8 protein-coding genes are annotated in these 12,843 nt (G+C 63.5%); 4 read left to right on the forward strand and 4 right to left on the reverse strand.

The window, feature by feature from the left end:
* Positions 1 to 58: 58 nt before the first annotated feature.
* Both EC919_RS04180 and EC919_RS04185 read right to left on the reverse strand, forming a co-directional pair.
* On the reverse strand, positions 59 to 1,243 hold the full coding sequence (locus tag EC919_RS04180; RefSeq protein ID WP_133771501.1) for a DUF2252 domain-containing protein: 1,185 nt from the start codon (positions 1,241 to 1,243) through the stop codon (positions 59 to 61).
* Positions 1,244 to 1,360: 117 nt separating this feature from the next.
* On the reverse strand, positions 1,361 to 4,246 hold the full coding sequence (locus EC919_RS04185) for a sensor domain-containing phosphodiesterase (RefSeq protein ID WP_133771503.1): 2,886 nt from the start codon (positions 4,244 to 4,246) through the stop codon (positions 1,361 to 1,363).
* A gap of 322 nt (positions 4,247 to 4,568) precedes the next feature.
* Here EC919_RS04185 and EC919_RS04190 point away from each other — a divergent pair, with 322 nt between their 5' ends.
* From EC919_RS04190 to EC919_RS04205, 4 genes are all read left to right on the forward strand, one after another.
* Entirely contained in the window at positions 4,569 to 5,633 is a 1,065-nt protein-coding gene (locus tag EC919_RS04190; RefSeq protein ID WP_133771504.1) for an NAD(P)-dependent alcohol dehydrogenase, read from the forward strand.
* Between the two features lie 389 nt (positions 5,634 to 6,022).
* Positions 6,023 to 6,694 (forward strand): (2Fe-2S)-binding protein, encoded by a 672-nt coding sequence (locus EC919_RS04195; RefSeq protein ID WP_133771506.1) that lies wholly within the window; start codon positions 6,023 to 6,025, stop codon positions 6,692 to 6,694.
* Entirely contained in the window at positions 6,694 to 7,677 is a 984-nt protein-coding gene (locus tag EC919_RS04200; RefSeq protein ID WP_133771508.1) for an FAD binding domain-containing protein, read from the forward strand. The genes EC919_RS04195 and EC919_RS04200 overlap by 1 nt, the downstream gene beginning before the upstream one ends.
* A 14-nt stretch (positions 7,678 to 7,691) precedes the next feature.
* A complete protein-coding gene (locus EC919_RS04205; RefSeq protein ID WP_133771510.1) occupies positions 7,692 to 9,923 on the forward strand; it encodes a xanthine dehydrogenase family protein molybdopterin-binding subunit in 2,232 nt (743 codons plus the stop codon).
* 317 nt (positions 9,924 to 10,240) lie between these two features.
* Here EC919_RS04205 and xylB read toward each other — a convergent pair whose 3' ends face one another.
* Positions 10,241 to 11,725 (reverse strand): xylulokinase, encoded by a 1,485-nt coding sequence (gene xylB / locus EC919_RS04210; RefSeq protein ID WP_133771513.1) that lies wholly within the window; start codon positions 11,723 to 11,725, stop codon positions 10,241 to 10,243.
* A gap of 101 nt (positions 11,726 to 11,826) precedes the next feature.
* Positions 11,827 to 12,825 (reverse strand): LacI family DNA-binding transcriptional regulator, encoded by a 999-nt coding sequence (locus EC919_RS04215; RefSeq protein ID WP_133771515.1) that lies wholly within the window; start codon positions 12,823 to 12,825, stop codon positions 11,827 to 11,829.
* Positions 12,826 to 12,843 lie beyond the last annotated feature (18 nt).

Genomic DNA, 12,843 nt, shown 5'->3' on the forward strand with positions numbered 1-12,843 from the left:
GGGCGCCCAGTCTCGAACCTCCACCTAAGTGGAGGTCAAGCAGGCGCAGACGTTTGAATCAATTTTCCAGCGCATACCGCCGGCAATGTTCCAGATAGCCTTGCTCGTGGCTGCCCACCAGATGCACGACGTTGCTCCACAACCACGACGGCGCGTCCAGCGTGTGCGAGCGGTTGAGCTGCAGTTCGCGCATCCACGACGAGCGCGTGGACAGGTCCATCTGCCGGGCGTGGGCCAGACCAACGACGCGAGCCAGGTAACCGGCGGCTTTCATGGCTTCGCGTTCGCTCAGTTGATCGAGTTCGAGCTTCATGTCCTGGGGCAGCAGTTCGCGTATGAAGAAGCCGTGATCCAGCATCCGCGTAGCGATCATCCGGTTGCCCAGACCTGGCGACAGGTGCCGGGCACCTTCCACCACGCGCTTGCCGTTGTCCCGGGGCATGCCCGCCCGCGGGGTACGCGGCGCGGCGGCAGCGACGGCTTCCTTGACATCGAGCAGGCAATATTCCTGATCCTCATCGTCGCCCACGCTCAACAGGACCGCATAGCGAAGCAGGCCCAGCGAGCTGCAACCCTTCACCCAATACGCGCAATCGAGCATCTCGACGCGGTCATCCTTGGATCGACCCTTCAGCGACGTCACCAGGGCATGAATCTCCGGCGTCGCGCACAGGTCTTTCAGGGCATGACGCTCATCGCGGGATAACGACCAGAAATGCTTGCCGAGCGGAATGGTCGGCCGCGTGTCTTCGATGCGCTCCTGGGCAAGGTGCTTCCAGGTCCTCTGAACGGCGCTGCGCATCCCGGCCTTCACCTGCGCCGGGCGGGCGGGCTCCTCATCGGCGCCGTCTTCGAACGCCAGCTCATAACCCTGCATCATCTCTTCGAGCATTCTGGCGGTGGCGACGCCGGGCAGATCAGAGCCCCGGGCAGCGGTGGCCAGCGACAGCGCCAGACGCACCAGGTCGTGGGCCGGGTTGCCGATCACCGTCTGATCCAGGTCGCGGATGTGAATATCGATGCGCCCTTTGGAATCCCCGGTAGGACCGAGGTTACCGGCGTGACAGTCCCCGCAGATCCACACCGGCGGGCCGCTGGGCAGACGCCGGCCGGACTGGCTGTGCAGCCATTCGTAAAACTGCACCGTGCTGCCGCGCACATAAGCGTGGGCGGAACGGGCCATTTTCAGATTGCGCAATTCGTTGAGTGGCTTGAGGCGTGCGGACGGTCGAGGGGTCTTCATGAATAATTCTTTGCAGGGAGATGTAGCGTTGACTCGCCCCAAAGAGAAATGTTGCGGAATGTTTCGCGATATCGCGACAGCTGACCTGCATCATCTCCGTTGCCGGGCTGCGCCGCGTTACAGCAACGCGCTCAAATCCAGCTTGTCCTGGGGCACCGGCATCGAGAAGTAGTAACCCTGAGCCTGACCCGCGCCCATTTCCCGCAGCAGTTCCAGGGTCGCGGCGTCTTCAACGCCCTCTGCCACTACGCTCAGCCCAAGGGATTCGGCCATGCGCACAATGGCGCGGACGATGGCCCGGCTGCGGGAGCTGGTGGTCAGTTCAAGGGTGAAGGACTTGTCGATTTTCAGCCCGCTGAAGTGGTACTGGTGCACGTAACTGAGGGACGAGAACCCGGCGCCGAAATCATCGAGGACCACCGACACGCCGTTGTCAGCCAGGTGCTTCATGGCCTGACGCGCCAGCTCCGGCTCGGCCACCAGCGCGCCCTCGGTGAGTTCCAGGCAGATGCGCGACGGCGCTACGCCATGCTGGCTGAGCAAACCGAGGACTTCGCTGGAAAATTCCGGGCGGGTGATGCTGTAGCTGGAGCAGTTGACGTGCACCGTCGGCCAGTGCGCGTGGTCGGGATGGGCGAGAATCACCACCACCTGCTGCAGCATGTAGAGGTCCAGCCGGCCGATCAGGCGCAGGCCTTCCAGTGCCGGCAGAAACTGCCCCGGCGCGACGATCCGGCCATCGGCCTGACGCCAGCGAATAAGGGCTTCGAGGGCCAGAATCCGGCCGCTGGCCACATCGATGATCGGCTGGAAATACGGCACCAGTTCGTCGGTGCGCTTGAGGGCATTGCGCAGCGCGGTCTCTTGCTCCATCTGGTCGGACACCTCGCGGCGCACTTCCTGGTTGAACACCGCGTAGCTGTCACGACCGGCATTCTTGACCCGGTACATCGCGGTGTCGGCGTCGCGAAGCAAATCCGCCGGCTCGCTGTGAAACTGCAGATCGGCGCCGACCACGCCGATGCTGCACGACGAAAACACCGCGTGGCCGTCAATGTAGAACGGCACGTCGAAGGCCAGCAGTATGCGCTCGGCGATCGCCACGGTGACGTCCGGCGGCGCGGCGTAAGCCAGCACCGCGAATTCATCGCCGCCCAGCCGCGCGAGCAAATCGCTGTCGCGCATGCAGTGGCGCAAGCGGTCGGCGGCCTGGATCAACAGCAGATCGCCCGAGTGATGGCCGAGGCTGTCGTTGACCATCTTGAAGCGGTCGAGGTCGATGAACATCACCGCCAGCTCCTCGCCCTTGTCGCAGAAATCCTGCCACGCGCCTTTGAGCCGCTGCTGCAGATAGCTGCGGTTGGGCAGCCCGGTCAGCGAGTCGTGGGCGTTTTCGTGCTGCAGCTTGGCGTTGGCGTAGTCCAGCTCCCGTGTACGGTCCTGAACCCGCGCTTCCAGGCGCAGATTGGCAGTGTGGATGGCCTCGGCCGCGCTGCGTCGGGACAGGGCCGTGTCGATGTGGCGTGACACGAAGGTGAGCAGTTCCTGATCGCGCAACGAATAGCTGACATGGGAGGTGTAGCTCTGCACCGCCAGCACACCGCGCACCACGTCGCCGTCGAACAACGGAATGCCCAGCCACGAACTCGACCGGTTGACCTCGTTCTGCAGGGTGATCTCGCCGATGCTTTCCAGCCAGCGCGCCTCGGCGCCGTCGATCAGACACGGCCGGCGCTGGCGGATGACGTATTCGGTAAAGCCGCGCTCGCCACGGCGCGGATCGGGTCGGCGGGTCAGGCGTTCGTCCACGTAGTACGGGAAGGTGACTTCACCGGTGGCGTCGTCGAACAGCGCGATATAGAAGTTAAGGGCAAACAGCAGTTCGCCGACGATGCCGTGCAGGCTCTTGAACAAGTCGGTCATGTCACCGGGCTGGCTGGACAACTCGGTGATCTGGAACAGCGCGCTCTGCAAATGCTCGGCGCGTTCGCGGTCGGCCACTTCGTTGCGCAGGGCATCGTTGAGGCGGGACAGCTCAAGCGTGCGGCGGGCGACGGTTTCTTCGAGCTGCGCGCGGTGCAGAATCCGGTCCAGGGCCATCGCCACGTGGCGGGCCACCACCAAAAACAGTTCCTGATCCTCGACGCTGTAGACCCGGGCGACGTCGTAGACCTGCATCGCCAGCATGCCGAACACGTCGTCGGAGGCGTTTTTCAGCGGCGCGCCCATCCAGAATTCGGGGCGATGACCGACGCAGTGGAAGCGGTCCAGCGCCCGCGCCCGCTCGATGGCGGCGGCGTCGACGAACAGGGCCTGCTCGGTGGTCAGCACATAGCCGGTCATGGACAGCCGCTGGCGGTCGAGAAACTCGTAGGTTTCCGCTTCCAGGGCGTCGACGTCAGTGATGTCGATGTAATACGGGTAAGTGATTTTGCCGCTGTGGCTTTCGTACAGCGCCAGGTAGAAGTTTTCCGCGTCGATCAGGGTCGAGAGCTGCTTGTGCACGCCCTGTAAAAACGCCGAACGGTCACGGGTGGAGCTGGCCAGGTAGGTGATTTCATAGAGGACGCGCTGGGTCGCCTGTGCCCGGGCCAGCGCATCGGTCTGCAGGCGCAGGCCGAGACGTCCGGCCAGCTCGGCGAAAAACGGATCGTCGGACTGGGCGTCCGGCATCAACAGCCAGCCCAGGGCGGACTCGCCATGCCCGGTCACCCAACGCTGCAAATGGTGCTTGCGGCAGTAGCCGTCGAATTCTTCACGGGGTATCAACGTCGGCCAGTCCGTGGCGGAACTGCCCCGCCCCAGCAGATGCATTTGCTGGCCGGCACGGTAAGCGGCCCAGCTCAACTCCGGTGCAGACTGGCGGGCGGCGCGCAGCAAGGCGTCCAGCGAATTCTCCCCGGTCAAACCACCCACGGCCGACAGGCCGTTATCGCCGGGTGCAGAGATCCGCTCGTCGGCAATCGGCGGGTACCCGGACAGGGTCGAAAGTGGGGAATTCATAGGCGCTCCATTGCCAGCGTCGGACTGAGCTATCTTCATGGGGTGTGACAGAAGGTTGCAAGCGGCATATTCGTATTTGCGGTCTATTCGCGACGAAAAAACCGTATTCCACGACATTAATGGCAATTACCCGCCGTACGGCCCTATAGCGGCCTGAAAACTGAAAGATTTAACCCGGCACTCTGTTTACACAGTGCGCTCACACGGCTTGTCAGCAAGCCTGACAGTGACGGTTTCATGTTTCCGCATTGACCTTTGAGCGCGCTCGCCTGTCACTGATTGCTGTTACCTGTCTTTTTGCCCCACTGGAGATGATCACCCAATGATCAAGACTTACAGCTACGCCGCGCAAAAACCCACTGACAAACTCGCCCCGCTGCAGATCGAGCGCCGCGAGCCGGGCGCCGATGACGTGCAGATCGACATCCTGTTCTGCGGTGTCTGCCACTCGGACCTGCACACCGCGCGCAACGAATGGAACAACACCCTGTATCCGTCGGTGCCGGGCCACGAGATCGTCGGCAAAGTCACCGCAGTCGGCGCCAATGTCACCCACTTCAAGGTCGGCGACCTCGCCGGTGTCGGCTGCATGGTCGACAGTTGCCAGCACTGCGCGTCATGCGCGGAAGGCGAAGAGCAATACTGCGAGAACGGCTTCACCGGTACGTACAACGGTCCGGTGTTTGGCGGCGAGAACACCTTTGGTGGCTACTCCGACAAGATCGTGGTGAAAGAAAAGTTCGTCCTGAAGATTTCCCACAGCGACAACCTCGCCGCCGTCGCGCCGTTGCTCTGCGCCGGCATCACCACCTACTCGCCGCTGCATCACTGGAAAGTCGGTCCGGGCAAGAAGGTCGGCGTCGTCGGGCTGGGCGGTCTCGGTCACATGGCGGTGAAGATCGCCCACGCCATGGGCGCCCACGTGGTGCTGTTCACCACCTCGCCTAACAAGCGTGAAGACGGCCTGCGCCTCGGCGCCGATGAAGTCATCGTCTCGAAAAACGCCGATGAGATGGCCACCCAGACCAATCAGCTCGACTTCATCCTCAACACCGTGGCGGCGCCGCACAACCTTGATCCGTTCCTGAACCTGCTCAAGCGCGACGGCACCATGACCCTGGTGGGCGCGCCGGATCAGCCGCACCCGTCGCCAGGCGTGTTCAACCTGATCTTCAAACGCCGCAGTATCGCCGGCTCGCTCATCGGCGGCATTCAGGAAACCCAGGACATGCTGGATTTCTGCGCCAAACACGGCATCGTCTCCGACATCGAGATGATCCACATGAAGGACATCAACGAAGCCTACGAGCGCATGATCAAGGGTGACGTGAAGTACCGCTTCGTCATCGACATGGCGACTCTGAAAGAAGAAGCGTCGGCCGCCTGATGCTTGAAGTTCCGGGCCGGTTTCGCCAGCCCGGTTCAGCCGTAACATTCTGTGTGTTTTCCGCCTGAGAAATAACGGCAACCATCCCCCGGTGCCTCGGTCACAACCCTTGAGCCATGGCCTGCACCGCCTGCTTTTGCTGATCCCGACAAGGCGCCAGCCCTCGCCGCTGACACAAGCGCCACGGATTAGAGAAAACGACTCACAAGTGCATGCGCCGATTCAACTGAATGCAGTGTCTGCACATTGGTTATCGTTCAAGACTGCCGTCACTTTCAATGCTGCCGATGGTCCAGCCATACCGGATGCCGCTCCACCTGTCGTCCCTGCCCGCGCGTCCGCCCACCGTCGGCCGCCAGGTTGACCCAACGCTGACGAGGAACCCGTTCATGACCGATCAGCCTGATCGCCCCAACAAGCAAGAAGTGTCTTGTGACCTCAAGGCCTTCACTGTCCCCTCCCGCCGTAACTTTCTGAAATCCATCGGCGTGTCCAGCCTCGCTGCCGCAACGGCGCCGATCTGGACCCAGGCCCTGGAAGCCCAGGCGGCTGTCGCCGATGACCTGGACCCGCCTGCGGCCGACGAACGCCGCATGACCCTGAAGGTCAACGGCCAGGCCCACACCTTGAACCTGCCGGCAAACGCCGCGCTGCTCGACGTGCTGCGCGATCGCCTGCAACTCACCGGTACCAAGAAAGGCTGCGATCACGGCCAGTGCGGCGCCTGCACCGTTCACGTCAACGGCGTGGCGATCAATTCGTGCCTGTCCCTGGCGGCGATGCACGAAGGCGACGACATCACCACCATCGAAGGCCTGGCGCAGAACGGCACATTGCACCCGGTGCAGGAGGCGTTCTGGGAACACGATGCCTACCAGTGCGGCTATTGCACTTCGGGGCAGATCATGAGCGCGGCGGCGTTGTTGAAAGACAAAAACATCGGCACCGACGATCACAGCGTGCGCGAAGCCATGAGCGGCAACATTTGCCGTTGCGGCGCGTACAAGAACATCCTCGCGGCGATCCAGTCGGCGCGCATCAAAGTCCAGGAGGTGAGCTGATGAGAGCCTTTGATTACGTGCGCGCCAACAGCGTCGAACAGGCGGTGGCGACCCACGCGAAAAGCCCGACCACGTTCTTCCTCGCCGGCGGCACCACGTTGCTGGACCTGGTCAAGCTGGACATCATGCCGGCCGATCAGGTGATCGACGTCAATCACCTCTCGCTCAAGCAGATTGAGGTGCAGAAGGACGGCAGCGTGCGCATTGGTGCGCTGGTCAGCAATACCGAACTGGCCCATCACCCGCACATCGTCGAGCACTACGCGGTGCTGTCCCAGGCGCTGCTGTCCGGCGCCACCACTCAACTGCGCAACAAGGCCACGACGGCCGGCAACGTGATGCAGCGGGTGCGCTGCAACTATTTCCGCGACGGCTATTCGCCCTGCAACAAACGCGAACCGGGCTCGGGTTGCGCGGCCATCGACGGCCACAATCGCAGCGTCCACGCGGTGCTCGGCACCAGCGACCAGTGCATCGCGAGCCACCCTTCGGACATGTGCGTGGCGATGGTCGCCATTGGTGGGACGGTCGAAGTGCAAGGCCCGAAGGGCAAGCGCAGCGTTGATTTCGCTGACTTTCACCTGCTGCCCGGCGCGACGCCGTGGAAAGAACACGCGCTGCTGGACGATGAGTTGATCACCCACGTGGTGCTCGCTGCACCCATGGCCGGCAACAAGTCCGCTTACCTGAAGCTGCGTGATCGCGCCTCGTACCAGTTCGCCCTGGCGTCCAGCGCCGTGATCGTCGTCATGGACGGCAATACCGTGCGCGAAGCGCGGGTGGCCCTGGGCGGCGTCGGCACCAAACCCTGGCGGTCGGTCGAAGCCGAACAGGCGTTAAAGGGCCAGACCCTGACGCCGCAGATACTCGAAAACGTCGCTGCCATCGCCCTCAAGGGCGCCAAAGCCTATCGCCACAACGCCTACAAGATCGCCCTGGGGCAGCAGGCCATCGTGCGCAACCTCGGCACCTTGAACGCCTGACCGGAGGATTCACCATGACGGATGCAATGATTGGCTCGGCACCCCGCCGCATTGATGGCCAGCGTAAGGTCACCGGTAGCGCGATGTACGCGTCCGACCACCACCTGAAAAATATGGCCTACGGCTACGGCGTGTTCAGCACCGTGGCCAGCGGCAAGATCACCGGCCTGGAACTGGACGCCGCGCGCAAATCGCCGGGCGTGCTGGAGATTCTGCACCACGGCAACTTCCCGTCGCTTTATCACAACTCGACGCTGCCGATGTCCTTCGCGCAGATCCTCAAGGCGGCCAAGTCCGACGAAAGCCGCCTGCCGTTCGAAGACGACACCGTGCATTACGCCGGGCAGTTCGTCGCCCTGGTGGTGGCCGACACCTTCGAGCACGCCCGAGCTGCGGCCTATAAGATCAAAGTCAGCTACAGCAAGACCGACGCCGTGGCCAATCTGGAACAAGGGCTGAAAGGCGGCGCGTTGCAGGACGGCAGCCCGAACCACACCCGGGGTGACGCCGCCGCTGCGTTCGACGGCGCCGCCCACAGCATCGACACCACCTACTCGACACCCGTCGAAACCCACAACCCGATGGAAATGCACGCTACCGTCGCCAGTTGGGAAGACGGGCGCCTGATCGTGTACGAAGCCACCCAGGGCGTGGTCGCTCACCGCAATTCCCTGGCGAAAATCTTCGGTTTGATTCCGGAGAAGGTCGAAGTGCGCGCGCCGTTCATTGGCTCGGGTTTCGGCAGCAAGCTGTGGATCTGGCCCCATTCGGTCGCCGCCTGCGGCGCTGCCAGGGTGCTCAATCGGCCGGTGCAGTTGGTGGTGCCGCGCCAGCAGATGTTCACCACCACCGGCCACCGCCCGGAAACCCGTCAGCGCATGCGCCTGGCGACCGACGACAAAGGCAAGCTGGTGTCGGTGCGCCACGAGTCGATCAACACCACATCCTTCACCGACCCGTACAAGGAAAACTGCGGCACCTCGACCAAGAGCCTCTACAGCTGCGCCAATGTGCTGGTCACCCACAAGATCATCGAAGTCAATCGCGGCACGCCGACCTCCATGCGCGCGCCGGGTGCGGCGCCGGGGCTGTTCGCCCTGGAATCGGCCATGGACGAGATGGCGGATAAGCTCGGCATGGACCCGCTGGAATTCCGCAAGCTGAACGTCTCCGAGCGCGACGAGAGCCAGAACCTGCCGTGGTCGAGCAATCATCTGCAGGAGTGCATCGACAAGGCCGCCGAGCGCTTCGGCTGGAGCAAACGCAACCCGACGCCGGGTTCGATGAAGGACGGCACCGAGATCATCGGCTATGGCATGGCCGCCTGTAACTGGGACGCCTATCGCACCCCCGCCGAAGCGCAAGTCGCGCTGCGCGCCGACGGCACGGCCTGGGCCATTTGCGGGGTGCAGGACATCGGCACCGGCACCTACACCATCGTTGCTCAAGTGGTCAGCAGCATCACCGGCATCCCGCTGGACAAGATCGAAGTGGAGCTGGGCAATTCATCGTTCCCGCCGGCGCCGGTGTCGGGCGGGTCATGGGCCACCGCGAGCGTGCTGCCGGCCATTGCCGAGGCGACCCGTCAGGCCGTTGAACAGCTGAAGGCGTTCGCAACCGCGCCCAAGGGCGTGTTTGCCGGGGCCAAGGCTGATCAGGTGAGCTTCGAGCAGGGCCAGTTGAAGAGCGGCGACAAGACCTTTGCCATCGCCGATGTGCTCAAGGCGCAGAAGCAGGCCAGCGCCTTCGGTGAAGCGAAGACCGGCATGAACGACACCAGCAAGCACTCGTTCCGCTCCTTCGGCGTGCATTTTGTCGAAGTGCGCTGGGACCCGGGCATCTCGCGGCTGCGCGTGTCTCGGGTGGTCAGCGCGATTGACGTGGGCAAGGTGATCAACCAGAAAACCGCGCTCAACCAGGTCGAAGGCGCCATCGTCATGGGCGTCGGCATGGCGCTGTTTGAAGCGACGGACTTCGACGAGCGCAACGCCATGCCGGTGAACAACAACTACGCCGAATACGTGGTGCCGGTGCACGCCGACCAGCCGGAGATCGACGTGATCCTGCTGGACTACCCCGACTTCGAGCTCAACGAGTTCGGCGCTCGGGGCATTGGTGAGATAGGGATTACCGGACTGGCTGCAGCGGTGGCCAACGCCGTGTCCCACGCCACGGGCAAACGCATTCGGGATCTGCCGATTACGCTGGACAAACTGATGGATTTGCCGCCGACGATGAGGGTTTAAGCCGGAAATTCCAGCGGGCTGACCGCCCTCTTCCCGGCTAAAGCCGGTCCTACTCGCCGCGTGCAGTCAGTAGGACCGGCTTCAGCCGGGAAGCCTTTGATTTTGATCGGCGGCGTCCAAATTGAGCGACAAGCGCAGAACCCGTAGGAGCCGGCTTGCTGGCGAACCCGTTTCGTCAGGCGACACCTTCTGTTCTGACCCACCGCATTCGCCAGCAAGCCGGCTCCCACAGTCAATCTCGAAAGCGACCGAAATCAGCGGCGGACGCAGACACCTGTGATCGTACCTACGCTCTACATGGCATACCGCACTGGACGTCAGGCACGTAATCCTTGCGCCGCGCCCAGCAGCCCTTTGAATTTCCCGTAGCGTGCCATCAACACGCCCTGCACCGCCGGCATCGGCTGATACCGCGCCTTCACCGCCATCCCCCGCTTCATCAATTCAGCCCCCTCCCCGATCGACAAAAACCCCAGCTTGGCCGCACCCATGCACGCGCTGAGTTCGCTGCCGTGCAAGGTGTACACCTCGCGATCCAGAATGTTGGCCAGCAACTGCGCCCAGTATTCGCTTCGAGCCCCGCCGCCTACCAGCGCGCAGGCGTTGACCGTGGCGCCGGCGGACAGCGTGGCGTTCATCGCGTCCAGCAACCCGAACCCAACGCCTTCCAGCACCGCGTAACCCAACATGGCCGGCGTGCTGTCGTGGCCCAGGTTCATGAATCCGCCGCGCAGCAGCGGGTCGTTGTGGGGCGTGCGCTCGCCCGCGAGGTACGGAAGAAACAGCGGACTGGACACCGCCACCGGCTGATCGACCGGCAACGCAGCGTGAACCTGATCGAGCAACGCCTGCTCATCAGGCTGACCCAACAAGCGGGTGACCCAGCGCAGGCAACTCGCCCCCGCCAGCATCGCGCCCATGGTGTACCAGCGCTGCGGCAACGCGTGGCAAAAGCTGTGCACGGCGCCGGCCGGGTTGCCTGCCGGATGATCGGTGATCGCGACGATCGCCGCGCTGGTGCCGAGGGTGACAAACGCATCACCGGCGTTGATCGCGCCGATGCCCACCGCGGACACCGGGTTGTCACCGCCACCTGCGGCCACGGGCAGGCCCAACGGCAAACCCAGTGCATCCGCCGCCTCGGCACTCAGGCCGGCAGACAGTTGATCGGCCTCCAGCAACCGGGGCATCTGCTCAATCGTCAGCCCGGTGGCGTGGAGCATCGGCGCGTACCATTCGCGCTTTGCCACATCCAGCCACAAGGTTCCGGCAGCGTCGGACATGTCACTCACCTGCGCGCCGGTCAGCAGCAGGCGCAAGTAATCCTTCGGCGACAGCACGCTGGCAATGCGCGCGAAGACCTGCGGCTCGTGCTGCTGCATCCACACAAGCTTCGGCGCGGTGAGCCCGGCCATGGCCAGGCTGCCGGTGACGTCAGCGTAATCCGGGTAATCCTGGTTCAGTCGCGACGCCTGAAGCACGGCGCGCGAGTCGTCCCAGAGAATCGCCGGATACAGCACCTGTTCCGCCGCATCCAGTAAAACTGCGCCGTGCATTTGCCCAGACAAGCCGATGCAGGCCACCCGCGCCCACGCCTGGGGATTGGTTGCCCGCAACTGAGCCAGCGCCGATACACAGGCCTGCCACCAGTCAGCCGGGTTCTGCTCCGACCAGCCCGACAGCCGGCGGCTGACCTCCACGCGCGCACCGGCCTGGGCCAGCACTTCGCCTTCGGCGCCAAGCAGAATGGCCTTGAGCTCGGACGTGCCGAGGTCGATGCCCAGAGAAACAAGCTGATTCATGAAAATCCGGTTCCTGAAAGATCGGTGCTTGAGAGTTTGTTGCCTGAAATTCTGATGCCTGAAAATCCGGTGGCTGAAACCCGGTGGCTGACAGCGCCCCCTCAAGGACACCCACACGAATTACGAATGCGTAACGTCGGCGCCAGTCGCTCCGACAGTCGTTTGCCCTCGGGATGATCGATGCGCTGCAGCAGCAACTGCACCGCCCGCGCGCCCAGTGCCTGCACCGGCTGAGCAATCACGCTCAAGCGGGGCAGGAAAAAATCCGCCCAGTCGAAATCGTCGAAACCCACCAGGGCCATCTGCTCGGGCACGGCGATAGTGGCGTCGCGCAACGCGTGCATGGCGCCGATGGTCATCAGGTTATTCGCCGCCAGAATCGCCGTGGGTGGCGGGCTCAGGCGCAACAGCGCGGACGTGGCGACCCGGGCGGATTCGCTGTTCGACTCGCCGTCGATCAGCAACTGCGGATCCCACGGCACATCAGCCTCAGCAAGCGCCTGCCGGTAGCCCTCGATCCGCTCCTCTGTCGTGCTCAGCCCACGGCGCCCGGCGATCATGCCGATGCGCCGGTGGCCGTGGCCGATCAAATGAGTGACCAGCTCGCAGGTGGACAGACGATTCTCGACGCCGACCTGATCGAAGCCCTCGACCGCCATCCTGTCCACCAGCACGCTGGGAATGGCATTGCTGCGCAAGTACGCCAACGCTGCCTGCTGCGGGTCACTGGACGGCGCGAGCAGAATGCCGTCGACGCGGCGATGGTGCAGCGCCTGCACCACCCGCAGTTCCTGAGCGGGATCGTCGTGGGTGTCGACGAACAACATCATGATCCCGTGGCGCGCGCATTCGGTTTCGATGGCGTGCACGGTCTCGCTGAAATAGTGATTGGACAGCGCCGAGATCGCCACGCCGATGGTATTGGTGCGTGAACGGGCCAGCGAGCGCGCCAGGGTGTTGGGGATGTAGCCCAAGTCCTGAACCGCCCGCTGCACCGCTTCCACCGTCCTGTCGCTGACCTTCCGTGTGCCGTTGAGCACGTGGGAAACGGTCGAGGTCGATACCCGCGCCCGCTTCGCCACGTCTTCCATTTTGATCACGGCGACGACTCCTTCAGG

This window comes from Pseudomonas graminis (assembly GCF_004364335.1).
Lineage (GTDB): Bacteria > Pseudomonadota > Gammaproteobacteria > Pseudomonadales > Pseudomonadaceae > Aquipseudomonas > Aquipseudomonas graminis_D.